The sequence below is a fragment of the Malikia sp. genome (assembly GCF_028687635.1).
Taxonomy (GTDB): domain Bacteria; phylum Pseudomonadota; class Gammaproteobacteria; order Burkholderiales; family Burkholderiaceae_C; genus Malikia.
On sequence record NZ_JAQTZS010000007.1, the window covers coordinates 18,006 to 34,098 of the forward strand.

Here is a 16,093-nt window from a genome sequence, read left to right on the forward strand (position 1 = left end):
GAGGAGTCGATGCGCTATGCCGTTGTGGCAGCCTGTTGGCTTGGCCTGCCGCTCAGCATCTCCGCGAACCGGGACGGTGAAGGCAGGCCTGGCTGGACAAAGCCGATGCAGCCTCCGTCCAGGTCGCATTGCCACCAGAAGCCGTTGCCGGCCAGCGCCCGCGGCAGGATGCGCGCGCCCAGCCCGTCGAGAAAACCCGCCGCTGGGCGGTTCGGTCCTGCCGGGTCAGGATCGACCGCTCCCGGACAGGCCGGCAGCTCTTGCAATGCCACCTCCATGCGATCCAGCCCCCGTTCGGCATCCAGTGCGAGCAGGGCGCAGGTCTCCAGGCCGGCGAGCCAGCTGTCGAGTCCGGTGAGCGAAGGGCCCAGTGGCGCGTCTTCCTTCAGGCTGGTGCAAAGCGTCAGCGGAAAATAGCGCCCGACCCGGTCGACCGAGGGCATCAGCACGCCGGCCCAGGCGTCCGGCTCGATGACGCCCGGCAGCAGCACGAAGCGCCAGACCGGGGCACCGAGGTAGTGCTCCAGCCAGGCCTCGCCCAGGGCCGCGCGGCTGGACTGCAGGCCTTGCTGCAGCCAGTCGTCCCATGGTCCGATGAATTCGGACGGCAGGCGCCGGCGTGCGAAATCGCCCAGCTGCGGCAGCTTGCCGTACCAGCCAGGGGCTTGTCCAATTTGCGGCACTCAGAGACCTTGCGGGCAGCGGAATTCGGTCAGCTCGCGCAGGCGCAGCGGATTCTGCACGCTGCCGGCCGTGACCTCGAAGCTGGCGCGTCGGCCACCGGCTTCGAAGCTGGCCCGGAGCTTCTCGGGGGCTGCGAGCGGCTCGGTGCGGGCCCGGTCCATCAGGCGGAACAAGGCCCAGGGGCCTTCTGCGGCGATGGCTTCCGCGTTGCCGAGCTTGAGCTGTGCCGTCAAGCCGCCTTTGGGACCCGGCCACTGGACCGATTGCGGGCAAGCCTGGCCGGGACCGAATTGCAGCAGCTGGCCGTCCACGTCCAGCGTCAACGGCGCGAGTCCGGCGTCGGCCTCCAGCAGCTTGAAGTCGAAGCGCAGCGTACCGGAGCGGAAGAAGACGTCGCGTATCGTCGCCGCCCGCTGGAACTGCGCCAGGTTGCCAGGGCTGCCGAAGGACTGTTCCTGCACCTTCCTGAAGCTCCAGGGTCGGGTGCTGGTATCGACATAAGCGGCCAGGTTTTTCTGGAAGAATTCGTCCATCAGGCCGCCGGGGGCAAACAGGCGGGCGAAGTCCTCGCGCGTCACGTCGCGCTGGCTGGCGCGCGCGAAGGGGTAGCGGCCTTGTGTCGCCAGGCTGCAGAACTGCCCCACCTGGCTGCCGAGTGCCGCTGACAGGTTCTGTCGTGTCGCTGCCAGCGTCTGGCCCGCGCCGGCGGCCGAGAGCTGCTGCAGCATCGAGCGCAGCGGCTCGGGCAGGCGGGCGCTCTCGGCCTTGATGCGGGCCGCCGCATCGCCGGCAGGCGGCGCCAGCTTGTCGCGCACCGCGGTCTCGGTGGCCGAGAGCTGGACGTAGAGATCGTCGAGCAGCTTGAGCACCGCGTTGATCGGTGCCGTCTTGGGGTCGCCCGCCACGAGCTGGTGCAGCGCGGCGAAGCGGTCGTCGACCAGGCGCTCCGGAAAATCGGCGGGCGTCGCGGTCACCCCGGGCCCAGCCTCCTGGCCGAACAGCTTGCCGAGCTGCTGGCGCGCGTCGGCCAGCTTGTCGCCCGCCTTGTCGGTGAGGCTCCTGGCTTCCTGAGGCGGCGCCAGCGTGGTTTCGCGCGCGATGGCCGCCATCAGCCTGGGCAGTGGCGAGTCATTGCCCGACAGGATGCGGGCGGCCTGCACGCTCTGGTTCAGGCTGGTGGAGGGACGCAAGCTCAGGTCGGCCAGCAGCGCTTCCCAGGTCCGGGCGTAGTCTTCCAGATACAGCCGGCGCACCTGTGTCGCGACCTCGCCGGCCTGCGCTGCGGTTGTTGTCGCGCGGGTCCCCAGCACCCAGCCTTCTTCCGCGGCGAGTTGGCGGCTGGCGCGTTCGACCTCGCGCGCGAAGCCCTGCTGGTAGCCGTCGCGCGTGTAGAGACCCGGTAGCGTTTCGCTCAGTGGCTTGCCGCTGCGGCGCGCGAACACCAGTGCCGCCGCCGGCCCGGCGGCACGCTCGACGCTGAAGCCCTGGAACCCGGAACCCACTCCCTCGCGCCGCAGCCGGCTGTAGATGCGCCGGGGCAGGGGATAGCGCAGCAGCATGTCCCGCACGCGCGCGACCAGAGCCTGGTCCTGCGCCAGGGGCGGACTGAGCGGACCGGAGGCGAACAGTTCGTCGAGCTGTCGCTCCAGCGCCCCGCGTCGCGCGGCATCCAGCCCGCCGGCTTGCTGGCGTTCCCAGTCCAGCTGGATCCAGGCCTTGAGCGCGGCGGCATCGAAATGCGCGGGCTCGTGGAGCATCAGGTAGACCTTGAGCGCCTCATAGGCGAATTCGAGGTCGCTGTCGTCGAGCTCGCGCAACTGTTGGGCGATGCGCCGCGTGACCAGCGGCAGCAGCAGCTCGCGCAGCAGCGCGCGATCGGCCTGGCGTGCGGCGGCGTCCAGCTTGTTGCCCTGGAACAGGCCCAGTCCCATGCCGGATGGCTCCTGGCCCAGCGCTCGCTCGGGCGTGGCCGAGATGTTGTAGACGGTTTCGAGCACGGGCAGCAGGCTGGTCAGATGCTGCGCCTGCGCGCTGCCGGCGCGCGCGACCAGGGGCTGGGCCGCCGCGACGGCCTGGTCAACCTGCTCGACGTAGCGGGCGTTGCGCGTGTAGCTGACGGCCCAGCCGGCCAGCAGCGCCAGGCTTGACAGGCCGAGTCCCGCCAGCAGCCCGACATGAATCAGGTCGCGGCGCCTTTCCCAGGCCAGCTGGCTGCCGCCGACGCGCTGCTCGGCGAACACGACCTCCCTGAGCAGCCGGCTCAGGAAGTAGCTCCGGCCGCCGCCGGGCAAGGGGGGCAGCACGCGGCGCTCAAGGCCGAAGGCGCCGCCCAGGCTGGACATCAGCCGGTCGATCGGGCTGCCCTCCTGCGTGCCGCTCGCGAAGTAGCAGCCGCGCACCATCAGCTCATGGTCATAGCCCGATGGTGCCAGCACCTCGCCGAGGAAGCTCTGCAGGATGCGGCTGACCGCGGCGAACTGCTGGTCGAAACCCGCGATGGCGCCGCGCCGGGCCAGGTCGGGCTCCTCCTGCAGCCGGGCCAGCAGTTGGCCCTGCAGTCGCTCGCGCAGCGCGTCCAGCATCGGTGCCAGCGCCTGGGCCGGGTCGGACTCTGGCTGGCCGCCCAGCGGCAGCGTGCAGCCCCAGACCTGGTCGCGCCCGGCCTGGTCCAGGTTGCCGAAGAATTCGTCGAAGCCAGCGATCAGGTCAGACTTGGTCACCAGCACGTAGACCGGCAGTCGCACGCCGAGCTGGCTGTAGAGCTCCTGCAGCCGGGCCCGCAGCGCCTGCGCATGCCGGGTCGCGGCACCGCTGCCGGACTGGCCCAGCAGGTCGGCCACGCTGATCGTCAGGATCACGCCGTTGAGCGGCTGGCGCGGCCGGTGCTTGCGCAGCAGCGCCAGGAAGCCCAGCCAGCTTTCGCGGTCGCTTGCCTGGTCCGAGTCCTGGGTCGTGTAGCGGCCCGCCGTGTCGATCAGCACCGCCTCGTCGGCGAACCACCAGTCGCAGTGGCGCGTACCGCCCACACCCTGGACCTGGTGGCTGCCCAGCTTCTCGGCCAGCGGGAAGCGCAGGCCGGAATGGACCAGCGCCGTGGTCTTGCCCGAGCCCGGCGCGCCGATGAACATGTACCAGGGCAGCTGGTAGAGGTGGCGCTGCTGGCCCAGGCCGAGCAAGCGGGTCAGTCCCTTGCCGCCCTGGGCGAGCTGGCTCTCGCGCAGCAGCTGGACCGCCTGTTCGAGCCGCTGGCGCAGCACTTGGACCTCGGCCGGCTCGGCCTTGGCCGCCGGGTGGCCGAACAGGCCGCGCAAGAAGCTCGCGTCGGCGGCCCTTGCCTTGAGCCGCAGGTAGCCGATGCGCAGCAGGATGGCGGCCAGCAGCAAGCCGATCGCCAGCCTGCGCGCGGTGGCCGATTCGAGCGGCGCATGGCCCGCGATTGTGACCAGCGGACCGACGAACCAGATCAGCAGGGCAAGGGCCAGGAGGCCGAGCACGCCGAGCGTGGCCGGGTGGAGCAAGGCGCTGAAGATTCTTTTCATGCTCAGGGTCCTGTGTGCAGGCGCTGCGGCCTGTGCGTTGTTTCAGTTGGCCCGCGCGGATGGATAGACGACGATCTCGACTCGCCGGTTGCTGGCGCGGCCTTGCGGCGTCTGGTTGCTCGCGACCGGCTCGCTGTCTGCCTGGCCCTCGGTGCGCAGGCGGCTCGGGTCGCCGATGGCTGGCAGCAGCAGGCGGGCGGTGGCCTCGGCGCGTGCCTGTGACAGGTGCCAGTTGGACGGGAAGCGCACCGAGCGGATCGGGCGGTCGTCGGTGTGGCCGCGTACCAGCACGCTGCCGCCGGTCTGGGCCAGCGCCGCCCCGATGCGCGCGAGCAGGCTTTCGAAGCCGGGCGAGACCGTCGCGCTGCCGGGCTCGAACAGCTGGTCGCCACGCGCCACCACGATGCTGCGGTCGGGCAAGTCGCGCACCAGCAGCGCGCCTGATTGGATCTCGGCGGCCAGCAGGTGCGCGAGCCGGTCGGGCGTCTTGGCGGCCGGGGTCGGCTCGGGTGGCGCCTGGGTGCGCAGCGCCAGGATGGCCGAGAAGCTGGGGTCGGACTGGCGGTTGAGCGCAAAGCTCAGGCCGGCGTAGATCAAGGCCAGCAGCAGCGCCATCACCGAGGCGATGACCCACAGCGGCAGCCGCTCGCGCAGGGCGGTCGAGCCGCCGGCGTCGCTGCGCCACTGCGGCGAGAGCTCGCGCTCGAACGTGTCGCGCTCCTTGGCCAGCAGCTGGGCCAGCCGCGCGCGCAAGTCCGTGAGCTGGATGCGGCCGTTCTGCAGCACCCGGTAGCGGCCCTCGAAGCCCAGCGCCAGGATCAGGTAGAACAGTTCAAGCAGCTGGCGGTGCTCGCTCGGGCGCTCGGCCAGTTTGCCCAGCAGCAGGAAGAACTTCTCGCCGCCCCAGGCCTCGTTGTGGAACTGGACCAGCAGGCTGCGCTGGGCCCAGACTTGCTCGCCCCAGGGGGTATTGGCCGCCGCCTCGTCGAGAAAGGTGCAGAGTGCGTAGCGCGCCGCCACCAGCTGATCATGCGGCAGGCCGGTCGCCGCGGCCCTGGATTCGAACTGCGTCACGGCCTGGGCCAGCGTCTCGCGCAGGCCGGTCGGGTCGGGGTGCTGCGCCTGGCGCAGCCGGGGCACTAGACCCAGCAGGGGATTGGCGACCGCCACCAGCGGGTTGATCCCGGTCCGCCAGTCCAGCGCATCGAGTCCCAGTCGTTCCAGCGGCGGGCTCGCGGGCTGTGCCGCGCTCGCCGCGCTCGTCGAAACTGGACCGGGCGGCCGTTTGCCCGGCGAGGGAATCACTATGGTCTGGTCCATGCCAGCGGCGGGGTTGGGGTCTTGCTGGGCCATGGTGTCTCGCTTCGCTAGGGTCGGCTGGGAGGGCGGTTCAGGACCTGATGGCCCACAGCGCGAGCTCCAGCCCGGGGTAGTCGCCCGTGACATAGAGGCCCAGTCCGCCCGAATGTTCGAGCTGCTGCCAGAGCTCGCCCGATTTGTCGAGCTCGAAGTAGCTGAAGCCGGCGTGGTAGGGCAGCTGGCGCGGCGCCACCGGCAGCGGCGTCAGCCCCACCCCGGGGAGCTGCAGGTTGACGATCTCGCGGATGCGCTCGACCGGCCCGAGCTTGGCCTGGGCCGGGAAGCGGGTCCTCACCGTCTCGCCCGGCAGCTGGGCCTTGACCGCGAGCACGAAGCCGGCCTGGCGCAGCAGGCTGCGGTCGGCGATCAGGCCGACATAGCGGCCTTGCTTGTGGTCCTTGAGCTCGATCTGGATCGCGTTCTGCTCCAGCACGGTCGCCAGCGCGAGCCGGATCTCGCGCAGCAGCGGCGCGAAGCAGGTCTCCAGCGCATCGTGCTGGTAGGCCGGCATGGGCGCCGGTCGGCGCTCGGCCTTGGCGAGGGTGGCGAGCTCGCCGTGGAGCTCAAGCAGCCGGCTGAAAGCCCGCTCGGGATGAAGCTGCGACAGGCTGACCAGGTGATCCAGCACGGGCTGGTGCCGGTTGACCGTCAGCAGGAAGACGAAGTCGGCGATCTCGCCCAGGCCGCCCGCGCCGGGCTGGCCCAGCCGGGCCGCCAGCGCCTGGCCGCGCTGCGCCAGCAGGCCCTGGACCTCGCGCAGCCAGCTCGCCAGCACGGGCGAGGCGTTGCAGGACAGCGAGGGCGCAATGTAGTTGCGGTCCAGCACCAGGCTGTTGTCGGGCCGGCGCTCGACGATGCGCGCCACCCCCAGGCGCACGAAGGCGTCGCCCGCCTGTTCGGCCAGCGCCAGTCGCAGCCTGGGCTGTCCGATCTCGATCGGCTCCTGCGCGGTTCCGCTGCCGGCCGAGTCCACGATCTCCTCGATGGCACAGCCGTGGCGCGCGAGTTCGCCAGCGGATGTCCCCGGCCGAATCGCCTCGACCGCGTTGGGCCGGCGCAGCGGCAGCGCCAGGTAGACCATCGCGTTGCGCGCGTCGGCCGGGAAGTCCAGCGCTTCGGGCGCGGCGTGCGCCGCGGGGAAGTCGAACGGGGTGCCGTCCGGCAGCACCCCGCGTGCGCTGCCCAGCGCCAGCTTGCCGGTCAGCAGGGCGGCCTCGTCGAGTTCGAGCTGCAGGAAGCCCCAGAAGTGACCACCCAGGCTGCGCGCCCTGGCCTCGACCAGCCACTCGTGGTAGCGGTCCTGCTGCTGGAAATGCTGCGGCCGCAGGAACAGCCCTTCTGACCAGACGACTTTGCTGTACCAGGACATATGCTCGATCTGTTGGTTGATCCGGTCATGTCAGGGCGTTGTCCCCGTCCATCTCCCTCTCGATCTCATTATTCACGCGAACTCTGATAAGTACCAGCAAAAAACCCGCGCTGCAGGTCGCAGGCGCGGGTTTTGGGATGGGAACTGGAAAGCGTCAGAACGGCGCCGCGTCGCCCTTGGAGGTGTCGGTCACCGGGGCATCGGCCCCCGGCTGGATTTCAGCCGGGGCGACTGCTGCCTTGTCGCCCTCCGCGGCGGTCGGCACGCTCAGGGTCTGGCGCACGCCAGCCTTGTCGCCGGCGCTGGCGAACTGGCTGTACTTGCCGAGCAGGCCGACCAGCTGACCGTAGATGCGCGGGTTGGCGGCCAGGCATTCCTTCTGTTCCAGGAAATCGGCTTCGCCGGTGAAGTTGCCGATCAGGCCACCGGCCTCGGTCACGAGCAGCGAGCCGGCGGCGACGTCCCAGGGGCTCAGGCCGGTCTCGAAGAAACCGTCGGAGAAGCCGGCCGCGATATAGGCCAGGTCGAGCGCGGCGGAACCCGGGCGGCGCACGCCCGAAACGCGCGGCATGACCTCGGTCAGCATGGCCATGTAGTTCTTGAAGTTGTCGCCCGGACGGAAGGGGAAACCGGTGCTGATCAGGCAGTCGCGCAGCTGGGTGCGCTTGGCCACGCGCAGGCGGCGGTCGTTGAGGTAGGCGCCGCGGCCCTTGGTGGCGCAGAACAGGTCGTTGCGGCTCGGGTCGTAGACGACGGCCTGCTCGATCTTGCCGTTGTACATCAGCGCGATGCTGACACAGTAGACCGGGAAGCCGTGGATGAAGTTGGTGGTGCCATCGAGCGGGTCGATGATCCACATATGTCGCTTGCCTGCACCCGTGCCTTCGCGGCGACCCGATTCCTCGGCCCAGATGCCGTGGTCGGGATAGGCCTCGAGCAGGGTCTCGATGATGATGTCTTCGGCGGCCTTGTCGACTTCGGTCACGAAGTCGTTGGTTTGCTTGGCGGCGACGCGGACCGACTCGACATCGAGTGCGGCACGGTTGATGATGGCGCCAGCGGCGCGCGCAGCCTTGATGGCCACGTTGAGCATGGGGTGCAGATGAGCAGACATGAATTGTGTGAGGAACGAATAAGGGGCCGTGCGATGACGGCGACAATACCTCGATTCTATCCTTTCGCCATCATTCGCGCCATATGCAGACCCGCTTCATCCTGATCGAGACCAGTCACGCCGGCAATGTCGGCTCCGTCGCGCGCGCCATGAAGGTGATGGGCTTCGACGACCTGGTGCTGGTGCGCCCGCGCTGGCCCGACGTGCTGCAGCGCGAGGAGGCGCTGGCGCTGGCCAGCGGCGCCGACGATGTGCTGGCCAGGGCGCGCATCGTGCCGACGCTCGACGAGGCGCTCGACGGCGTCTCGCATGTCTGCGCCACCGCGATGACGCCGCGCGACTTCGGCCCGCCCACCGTGGCGCCGCGCGCGCACCTGGCCGCGCTGGCCGCGCAGTCCGCGCCCGAGCACGGTGCCGCCGCCCCGACCGGGGTGGCCTTCCTGTTCGGCTCCGAGCGCCATGGCATGAAGAACGAGGATGTCTACCGCTGCCACGCCTGCCTGAGCATCCCTACCGCGCCCGACTACGGCTCGCTGAACCTGGCCGCCGCCGTGCAGCTGATCGCCTACGAGTGGCGACAGGCGCTGGGCGGCTTCGCGCTGGTTGCCTCGGGTACGCCGCAGCCGCGCCTGGCCGATGCGCGGGCGGTCGCGGGCCTGCTGGCGCATTGGGAGCAGGCGCTGGTCGCCGTCGGTTTCCTCGATCCGGCAGCGCCCAGGAAGCTGATGCCGCGCCTGAACCAGCTCTTCAACCGCGCCGTGCCGACCGAGGAGGAAGTCCATATCCTGCGCGGGGTGGCGCGCGCCATGCTGCAGACCGCCGCCCAGGCCAGGCGCTAGACTGTAGGACTGATAGGACCCGAGCATGTTTTCCCGCCTCAAGACCGATATCGACTGCATCCTGGAACGCGACCCGGCCGCGCGCTCGCGCTGGGAGGTCCTGACCTGTTACCCGGGCCTGCACGCGGTCTTGCTGCACCGGCTGGCGCATGGTTGCTGGACGCGCGGCTACCGCTGGCTGGGGCGCTTCATTTCGCACCTGGCCCGCTTCCTGACCGGCATCGAGATCCACCCGGGCGCCCGGCTCGGCGCGCGCGTCTTCATTGATCACGGCATGGGCGTGGTGATCGGCGAGACGGCCGAGATCGGCGACGGCTGCACCATCTACCACGGCGTCACGCTGGGGGGCACCTCGCTCTACAAGGGGGCCAAGCGGCACCCGACGCTGGGGCGCGACGTGGTGGTCGGCGCCGGGGCCAAGGTGCTGGGCGGCTTCACGGTGGGCGACGGCGCCAAGGTTGGCAGCAACGCGGTGGTGACCAAGCCGGTGCCGGCCGGCGCGACGGCGGTCGGCAACCCGGCGCGCATCATCCAGGCCGAGGCCGACGCCAAGCGCGAGGAGGCGGCGTCCAAGATGGGCTTCTCGGCCTATGGCGTGACGCAGAACGACGACCCGCTGAGCCAGGCCATGCGCGGCCTGATCGACAACGCGGCCGGCCACGAGCACCAGATCGCGCTGCTGTGGCAGGCGATCGAGCAGCTGGCCTGCGCCCGCGCGCCCGGCCTGCCGGCCGACGCGGCCAAGGTCGAGCATTTCCCGGCCGACAAGTTCAACGAGATGGTCGGCAAGTAGGCCGCGGGCTTCAGCCGCGCGGCGGCCGGAGCGCGCTCCTGGGCCGGAAAGCCTGGCAGACCTCGTCGTGGGTTTCGAGGTAGGGGCCGCCGATCAGGTCGATGCAGTAGGGCACGGCGGCGAAGATGCCGTTGACCTGTTGCTTGTCGTCGGCGTCCTTCAGGCCGGCCAGGGTTTCGGCGATGGCCTTGGGCTGGCCTGGCAGGTTGATGATCAGGCTCTGGTCCCGGATCACCGCGACCTGGCGCGACAGGATGGCGGTCGGCACGAAGGTCAGGCTGATCTGGCGCATCTGTTCGCCAAAACCCGGCATCTCCTTGTGCGCCACCGCCAGCGTGGCCTCGGGCGTGACATCGCGCAACGCCGGGCCGGTGCCGCCGGTGGTCAGCACCAGCGAGCAGCCAGCCTCGACCAGCTCGATCAGGGTCTGGCTGATGCGGGCCTGCTCGTCGGGGATCAGGCGCGGCTCGAACTGGATCGGGTTCTTCAGGGCCCGGCTCAGCCAGTCCTGCAGCGCGGGCAGGCCCTGGTCCTGGTAGACGCCCGAGGAAGCGCGGTCGCTGATCGAGACGATGCCGATCCTGACCGGCTCCGGGCCGGCGTTCAGCGCTTGGCTCATGCGTCGTCCTCGTCTTCAGCGGCGTCCTCGGCGGCCTGGGCCGCTGCGGCATCGCCGTCGAGCTTGGCGCGCACGAGCTGGAAGATCTCGCGGAAGGATTTGCCGTGGCGTGGTGCCTCGCCCTCTTGCGCCGGCACGGCGTCCTTGCGCGCCTGGCGCACCAGCGTGCGCAAGCGCTGCAGGTCGGCGTCCGGGTCGAGCCGCAGCCAGGCCTCCAGCGCCTCGTCCTCGGCGATCAGGCGGTCGCGCCATTGCTCGGCCTGGTGCAGGCGCAGCGTGTCCTTGGCGCTGCCCTGGTGCTGGACCTTGAGGGATTCCTCGATCGCGGCCACGGTGGCCTCGTCGAGCTTGCGCATCAGCTTGCCGATGAACTGCATCTGGCGCCGCTTGCCCTCGAAGTTGGTGATGCGCTTGGCTTCGACCATCGCGTCGAGCAGGCGGTCGGGCAGGGCGAGCTTGTCCAGCAGGCCGCGGCGCAGCGTGAGCAGCTGCTCGCCGAGCAACTGCAGGTGGTCGCTGTGTTTCTTGAGATCGGTCCGGCTGAGGTCGACGTCGCCGCGCAGTTCGCGCTTGAGTTCGAGGTCGAGTTCGCTGCCAAGGGCAACGAAGTGGCCCTTGACGTAATAGCCTTTGGTGGGTTTGCGTGACATGCCAAGTATCATAGCCGCCGACATGAAGAAGACCAGCGCCGCCTCCACCCCTTCGCCCCAGTCCCAGCCCGAGACTGGCTTCCAGTTCAGCCGGACCCAGTTCGAGGAATTGTCCGATCTTGCCCTCTCGCACGCCCGTTCGCTGGGCGCGCAGGACGGGGGCATCGACGTCTCCGAGGGCGCCGGCCTGAGCGTCTCGGTGCGCAAGGGCGAGCTCGAGAACGTCGAGCGCAACCGCGACAAGTCGCTCGGCATCACGCTCTACCTCGGACAGCGGCGCGGCAACGCCTCGACCTCGGACTTCAGTCCGGCCGCGATCCGGCGCACGGTGCAGGCGGCCTACGACATCGCGCGCTTCACGGCCGAGGACCCGGTGGCCGGCCTGCCCGACGAGCAGGACATCGCCAACGACTATCCCGACCTCGACCTGTTCCACCCCTGGGCCGTCACGCCCGAGGAGGCGCTGCAGATCGCGCTGCGCTGCGAGGCCGCCGCCTTCGCGACCAGCAAGAAGATCACCAACAGCGAGGGCGCGGGCGTCTCGGCCCAGCAGTCGCATTTCTTCACCGAGCACATGCGCGGCGGCGAGCGCGGACGTATCGGCATCTTCCGTGGCGGCTACGCGAGCTCGCGCCACAGCTTCTCGGTCGCGCCGATCGCGGGCCGGGGCGCCAACATGCAGCGCGACGCCTGGTACAGCTCGATGCGCTCGCCGGCCGAGCTGGCCAGCCCGGAAGCGGTCGGGCGCTACGCGGCCGAGCGCGCGCTGGCGCGCCTGAAGCCGCGCCAGGTCGCGACCACCGAATGCCCGGTGCTGTTCGAGGCGCCGCTGGCCGCCGGCCTGCTCGGCGGCTTCGTGCAGGCGGTCAGCGGCGGCGCGCTCTACCGCAAGACCAGCTTCCTGCTCGACAGCCTGGGCACCCAGGTGTTTCCGGACCACATCGACATCCTGGAAGACCCGCATCTGCGCGGCGGCAAGGGGAGCGCGCCGTTCGACGACGAGGGCGTGCGCACCGCGCGCCGCCAGGTGGTCGAGGCGGGCCGGGTGCAGGGCTATTTCCTCAGCACCTATTCGGCGCGCAAGCTCGGCATGCGCACCACCGGCAACGCCGGCGGCTCGCACAACCTGACGCTGAGCAGCCGCCTCACGCAGGCGGGCGACGACCTCGACGCGATGCTGCGCAAGCTCGGCACCGGCCTGTTCGTGACCGAGCTGATGGGGCAGGGGGTCAACTACGTGACCGGCGACTATTCGCGCGGCGCCTCGGGTTTCTGGGTCGAGAATGGCCGGATCGCCTTCCCGGTGCAGGAAATCACGATCGCCGGCAACCTGCGCGAGATGCTGCGGGAGATCGTCGCGGTCGGCGCCGATGTCTACAACTACGGTGCCAAGAGCGTGGGCTCGGTGCTGATCAAGCGCATGAAGCTGGCGGGCAGCTGACCGACCTCGACCGGCGCGTCCCAGAGCGTGCCGATCACGGGGGCGATGCGCCGCGGGTCGGCGCTGGTCCAGAAGCGCACCTCGCCCGGCGGGTCGGAGTCGTGCCGCAGGCCCAGCGCATCGAGCCGGCGCCCGAGCTCGCGCGCCACGGCGGGTGCCGGGTCCAGCACCTGCACGGCGGCGCCCGCCAGCTGACGGATCAGCGGCAGCAGGAAGGGGTAATGGGTGCAGCCCAGCACCAGGGTGTCGGCGCCCTGGTCGAGCAGGGGCTGCACGTATTGCGCCACCGCTGCCAGGGTGGCGGCGCCGGTCAGCTCGCCACGCTCGACCCGCTCGACCCAGCCAGGGCAGGCTTGCAGCAGCAAGTGCTTGCCGCAGCCGTGAGTCCGCACCAGCCGTTCCAGCCCGGGGCTGGCGACGGTCTGGCGCGTCGCCAGCACGCCGACCACGCCGCTGCGCGTGGATTGTGCGGCCGGCTTGACGGCCGGCTCGATCGCCACGATCGGCAGCTGGGGGAAGGTCTGGCGCAGATGTTCGATCGCCAGGCCGGTCACGGTGTTGCAGGCCACCACCACCGCCTTGGCGCCTTGCTGCTGCAGGAAGCGGATGATCTGGCGCGAGCGCGCCTCGATGTAGTCGGCGCTCTTGTCGCCGTAGGGCGCATGGGCCGAGTCGGCCACGTAGCACAGCGCCTCGGCTGGCAGCGCGCGGCGAATCTCGCGCAGCACCGACAGGCCGCCAACGCCGGAATCGAACACGCCGATCGGGCGGTTGCGGTTCGGGTCGGGGGCGGCGCTCATCGCAACCGGGCGGGGTCTGGACAGGCTCAGCCGGCCAGCGCGGCCTTGACGGCGGCGGAGACCTGCGCCATCTCGGCCTTGCCAGCCAGGGCAGCCTTGGCGGCGGCCATCAGCTTGCCCATGTCGGCGGCGGCCGGCGCGCGGCCGAGTTCGGCGGTTACGCCCGCCACCACGGCCTGCACCGCGGCCGTGACCTCCTCGGCGCTCAGGCGCGCGGGCAGGTAGGCTTGCAGCACGGTGGCCTCGGACTTTTCCTTGGCGGCCAGGTCGTCGCGGCCGGCCTGCTCGAAGGCGGTGATCGAGTCCTTGCGCTGCTTGAGCATCTTGTCGACCACGGCGACCACCTGGGCATCGTCGAGCTGGAGCTGCTCGTCGACTTCCTTTTGCTTGATCGCGGCCAGCAGCAGGCGGATGGTGCCGAGGCGCTCCGTGTCCTTGGCGCGCATCGCGGTCTTCATGTCTTCGGTGATCTGTTCTTTGAGTGCCATGGTCTGATCCTGGATAAAGGCCGATCTTAGCGCCTGCGCACCGCCGGCCGGGGGCCGGAAACGACAAAGCCCGCCTGAGCGTCCTCCAGCGGGCTTGTGGCGCGGCCATGGGAGCCGCGGCGCTTGCGGGTACCGATCAGTACAGGCGCTTGGGCAGCTGCATCGAGCGCACGCGCTTGTAGTGACGCTTGACGGCGGCGGCCTTCTTGCGCTTGCGCTCGGCGGTGGGCTTCTCGTAGAACTCGCGGGCGCGCAGGTCGGTCAGCAAGCCGAGCTTTTCGATGGTGCGCTTGAAGCGGCGCAGGGCGATGTCGTAGGGTTCGTTGTCTTTAACGCGGATCGTGGTCATTAGCTAATGTCAAATTTGCGCCGCCGTCGATATCCAGGGAAGATCGGGCCTTGGATTCGTGCTTGCGGCAGTTGTTCCCCGTCTATCGTGATCTGGCCGACGGGGTTTGCCGGCAAAGAGGAAGATTATAGCTGCTCAAAAAGCGCCATGCTACGCTTGCCGTCATCAGAAAACGAGGTGTTCATGTTCGAGTCGGCAGAAATCGGTCATCGCATCGACAAGAAGGTGTGGAAGGAGAAGGAGCCCCAGCTGCGCGCGGAGTTGCTCGAGATGCAGTTCCGGCTGCTGCGCGAGGCCCGCTTCGCGGTCGTGATCCTGGTCAACGGCGTCGATCTGGCCGGGCGCGGCGAGACGGTCAACGTGCTCAACGAGTGGATGGACCCGCGCCATATCCGCACCGAGGCCTTCGGCCCGCTGAGCGATCCCGAGCGCCATCACCCCGAGATGTTCCGCTTCTGGCAGGTGCTGCCGCCCAAGGGGCATATCGGCATCCTGTTTGGCAACTGGTACACCGACCCCATCGTCGCGCATGCGCTGGGCGAGGAGAAGCACGACCATTTCGTGCACCGGCTCGAACGCATCCGCCAGTTCGAGCGCATGCTGGCGGCCGAGGGCGTGCTGCTGTTGAAGTTCTGGTTCCACCTGTCCAAGAAGGCGGCCAAGGCGCGCATGAAGGAATTGCAGGCTTCGCCCCAGACCGCCTGGCGCGTGACCCCACAGGAGGAGCGCCACCTCAAGTCCTATGACGAGTTCGTCAGCGTCAGCGACGAGGCGCTGCGCAAGACCAGCCTGGGCGAGGCGCCCTGGCTGGTGATCGAGGGCAGCGATCCCTATTACCGCTGCCTGACGGCGGGCCAGTTGTTGCTCGATGCCGTCACCCGACGGCTGGACCAGCCGCAGGAGCGGCACAAGCCCGCTCAGCTCGCGCCGATGACGCGCCCGCTCGATGACCGCAACCTGCTGTCGGCGCAGGACTACGCGCGCAGTGTCGAGCGCAAGCATTACGAGAGTCGGCTGGAGACGCTGCAGGGACGCCTCAACGGCTTGAGCCGCGACCCGCGCATGCAGCGGCAGTCGCTGGTGGTGGTGTTCGAGGGCATGGACGCGGCCGGCAAGGGCAGCACGATCCGGCGCATCACGCAGGCGCTCGATGCGCGCTTCTACCGCGTGATCCCGGTGGCGGCGCCCAACGAGAACGAGCGCGCCCAGCCCTACCTCTGGCGCTTCTGGCGCTACATCCCCAAGCATGGCCGCTCGACCCTGTTCGATCGCAGCTGGTACGGCCGGGTGCTGGTCGAGCGGGTGGAGAACTACTGCACCGAGGCCGACTGGATGCGCGCCTACGGCGAGATCAACGAGTTCGAGGAGGAGCTCAGCGAGGCGGGGGTGCTGATCGTCAAGTTCTGGCTCGCGATCACGCCCGACGAGCAGCTGCGCCGCTTCAAGCTGCGCAGCGAGACGCCGCACAAGAACTTCAAGATCACCGAGGACGACTGGCGCAACCGCGAGCAATGGCCGCTGTACGAGCAGGCGGTCGGCGACATGATCGACCGCACCTCGACCCAGGTCGCGCCCTGGCATGTGGTCGCCTCGGACGACAAGCACTGGTCGCGGCTGGAGGTGCTCGAAGTGCTGTGCGACCGGATCGAGCGCGCGCTGGAGGCGCGGGGCTGAGCCTTGGGGGATGTGGGAGCTGCTGCGAGTAGCCGCCCCATGTTGACAGTGCGAGCTGGGAGGAATACTGTTTTCATCCCTGCGGCCAGGCATTTGCAGAAGCCGCAGGCCATGTCACAGTGAGGTCAACCATGAAGCACTTGATTCTGGCACTCGGTCTTGTCGCGCTCGCGCCAGCGGCCTTTGCTTACCACTGCCCCCAGGAGATGGCCGCGATCGACGCGAAGCTGGCGGCCCACCCCAAGCTCTCCGATGCCGACATGGCCAAGGTCAAGCAGTTGCGCGCCGACGGTGAAGCCGCGCACAAGGCCGGCAAGCATGACGAGTCCCTGAGACTTCTGGGCGAAGCGCAGAGGCTGCTGGGAATCTGAAAGA

General features: G+C 69.5%; 15 protein-coding genes. 5 read left to right on the forward strand and 10 right to left on the reverse strand.

Annotation, left to right across the window (positions count from 1 at the left end; all coding sequences use genetic code 11):
- Window positions 1-14: 14 nt before the first annotated feature.
- The 5 genes from tagF to PHR85_RS06585 form a co-directional block, all read right to left on the reverse strand.
- Complete coding sequence (gene tagF, locus PHR85_RS06565) at window positions 15-683, reverse strand: type VI secretion system-associated protein TagF (RefSeq protein ID WP_300052033.1); 669 nt, start codon at window positions 681-683, stop codon at window positions 15-17.
- A complete protein-coding gene (gene tssM, locus PHR85_RS06570; protein WP_300052036.1) occupies window positions 684-4,223 on the reverse strand; it encodes a type VI secretion system membrane subunit TssM in 3,540 nt (1,179 codons plus the stop codon).
- 42 nt (window positions 4,224-4,265) lie between these two features.
- Window positions 4,266-5,576, reverse strand: coding sequence for a type VI secretion system protein TssL, long form (tssL, locus tag PHR85_RS06575; RefSeq protein ID WP_300052039.1), 1,311 nt, complete (start codon window positions 5,574-5,576; stop codon window positions 4,266-4,268).
- A gap of 37 nt (window positions 5,577-5,613) precedes the next feature.
- Complete coding sequence (tssK, locus tag PHR85_RS06580) at window positions 5,614-6,951, reverse strand: type VI secretion system baseplate subunit TssK (protein WP_300052042.1); 1,338 nt, start codon at window positions 6,949-6,951, stop codon at window positions 5,614-5,616.
- 154 nt (window positions 6,952-7,105) lie between these two features.
- The gene (locus PHR85_RS06585) at window positions 7,106-8,065 is read right to left on the reverse strand and encodes an inositol monophosphatase family protein (protein ID WP_300052045.1); all 960 of its coding nucleotides are present in this window, start codon (window positions 8,063-8,065) and stop codon (window positions 7,106-7,108) included.
- 83 nt (window positions 8,066-8,148) lie between these two features.
- Between PHR85_RS06585 and PHR85_RS06590 the strand changes: the two genes are divergently transcribed.
- Together PHR85_RS06590 and cysE are read left to right on the forward strand one after the other, a co-directional pair.
- The gene (locus PHR85_RS06590) at window positions 8,149-8,904 is read left to right on the forward strand and encodes an RNA methyltransferase (RefSeq protein WP_300052048.1); all 756 of its coding nucleotides are present in this window, start codon (window positions 8,149-8,151) and stop codon (window positions 8,902-8,904) included.
- 25 nt (window positions 8,905-8,929) lie between these two features.
- Window positions 8,930-9,697: a serine O-acetyltransferase gene (gene cysE, locus PHR85_RS06595; RefSeq protein ID WP_300052051.1), complete on the forward strand. Its 768-nt coding sequence runs from the start codon at window positions 8,930-8,932 to the stop codon at window positions 9,695-9,697.
- A gap of 10 nt (window positions 9,698-9,707) precedes the next feature.
- Here the strand turns inward: cysE and mog are convergent, their stop codons facing one another.
- Together mog and yjgA are read right to left on the reverse strand one after the other, a co-directional pair.
- Entirely contained in the window at window positions 9,708-10,316 is a 609-nt protein-coding gene (mog, locus tag PHR85_RS06600) for a molybdopterin adenylyltransferase (RefSeq protein WP_300052054.1), read from the reverse strand.
- The gene (gene yjgA / locus PHR85_RS06605; RefSeq protein ID WP_300052057.1) at window positions 10,313-10,966 is read right to left on the reverse strand and encodes a ribosome biogenesis factor YjgA; all 654 of its coding nucleotides are present in this window, start codon (window positions 10,964-10,966) and stop codon (window positions 10,313-10,315) included. The genes mog and yjgA overlap by 4 nt, the downstream gene beginning before the upstream one ends.
- 22 nt (window positions 10,967-10,988) lie before the next feature.
- Here yjgA and pmbA point away from each other — a divergent pair, with 22 nt between their 5' ends.
- Window positions 10,989-12,407 carry a metalloprotease PmbA gene (gene pmbA, locus PHR85_RS06610; RefSeq protein WP_300052242.1) on the forward strand — a complete coding sequence of 473 codons (1,419 nt, stop codon included), beginning with the start codon at window positions 10,989-10,991 and terminating at the stop codon, window positions 12,405-12,407.
- Here pmbA and murI read toward each other — a convergent pair.
- The 3 genes from murI to rpsU all read right to left on the reverse strand — a co-directional run bounded on the left by murI (window position 12,347) and on the right by rpsU (window position 14,044).
- Window positions 12,347-13,207 (reverse strand): glutamate racemase, encoded by an 861-nt coding sequence (gene murI, locus PHR85_RS06615; protein WP_300052060.1) that lies wholly within the window; start codon window positions 13,205-13,207, stop codon window positions 12,347-12,349. The two genes, pmbA and murI, sit on opposite strands and share 61 nt — an antisense overlap.
- A 26-nt stretch (window positions 13,208-13,233) precedes the next feature.
- Window positions 13,234-13,695, reverse strand: coding sequence for a GatB/YqeY domain-containing protein (locus PHR85_RS06620; protein ID WP_300052062.1), 462 nt, complete (start codon window positions 13,693-13,695; stop codon window positions 13,234-13,236).
- A gap of 136 nt (window positions 13,696-13,831) precedes the next feature.
- Window positions 13,832-14,044: a 30S ribosomal protein S21 gene (rpsU, locus tag PHR85_RS06625; protein ID WP_105748012.1), complete on the reverse strand. Its 213-nt coding sequence runs from the start codon at window positions 14,042-14,044 to the stop codon at window positions 13,832-13,834.
- 156 nt (window positions 14,045-14,200) lie between these two features.
- Here rpsU and pap point away from each other — a divergent pair, with 156 nt between their 5' ends.
- Window positions 14,201-15,718, forward strand: coding sequence for a polyphosphate:AMP phosphotransferase (pap, locus tag PHR85_RS06630; RefSeq protein ID WP_300052067.1), 1,518 nt, complete (start codon window positions 14,201-14,203; stop codon window positions 15,716-15,718).
- Between the two features lie 131 nt (window positions 15,719-15,849).
- Window positions 15,850-16,089: a hypothetical protein gene (locus PHR85_RS06635; RefSeq protein ID WP_300052070.1), complete on the forward strand. Its 240-nt coding sequence runs from the start codon at window positions 15,850-15,852 to the stop codon at window positions 16,087-16,089.
- The last annotated feature ends 4 nt before the right edge of the window (window positions 16,090-16,093 follow it).

Bases quoted from the DNA above. Each gene is read 5' to 3' on its own strand.
- tssM (WP_300052036.1), bottom strand. From the start codon at position 4,223: ATGAAAAGAATCTTCAGCGCCTTGCTCCACCCGGCCACGCTCGGCGTG.
- tssL (WP_300052039.1), bottom strand. From the start codon at position 5,576: ATGGCCCAGCAAGACCCCAACCCCGCCGCTGGCATGGACCAGACCATA.
- tssK (WP_300052042.1), bottom strand. From the start codon at position 6,951: ATGTCCTGGTACAGCAAAGTCGTCTGGTCAGAAGGGCTGTTCCTGCGG.
- PHR85_RS06585 (WP_300052045.1), bottom strand. From the start codon at position 8,065: ATGTCTGCTCATCTGCACCCCATGCTCAACGTGGCCATCAAGGCTGCG.
- PHR85_RS06590 (WP_300052048.1), top strand. From the start codon at position 8,149: ATGCAGACCCGCTTCATCCTGATCGAGACCAGTCACGCCGGCAATGTC.
- cysE (WP_300052051.1), top strand. From the start codon at position 8,930: ATGTTTTCCCGCCTCAAGACCGATATCGACTGCATCCTGGAACGCGAC.
- mog (WP_300052054.1), bottom strand. From the start codon at position 10,316: ATGAGCCAAGCGCTGAACGCCGGCCCGGAGCCGGTCAGGATCGGCATC.
- yjgA (WP_300052057.1), bottom strand. From the start codon at position 10,966: ATGTCACGCAAACCCACCAAAGGCTATTACGTCAAGGGCCACTTCGTT.
- pmbA (WP_300052242.1), top strand. From the start codon at position 10,989: ATGAAGAAGACCAGCGCCGCCTCCACCCCTTCGCCCCAGTCCCAGCCC.
- murI (WP_300052060.1), bottom strand. From the start codon at position 13,207: ATGAGCGCCGCCCCCGACCCGAACCGCAACCGCCCGATCGGCGTGTTC.
- PHR85_RS06620 (WP_300052062.1), bottom strand. From the start codon at position 13,695: ATGGCACTCAAAGAACAGATCACCGAAGACATGAAGACCGCGATGCGC.
- rpsU (WP_105748012.1), bottom strand. From the start codon at position 14,044: ATGACCACGATCCGCGTTAAAGACAACGAACCCTACGACATCGCCCTG.
- PHR85_RS06635 (WP_300052070.1), top strand. From the start codon at position 15,850: ATGAAGCACTTGATTCTGGCACTCGGTCTTGTCGCGCTCGCGCCAGCG.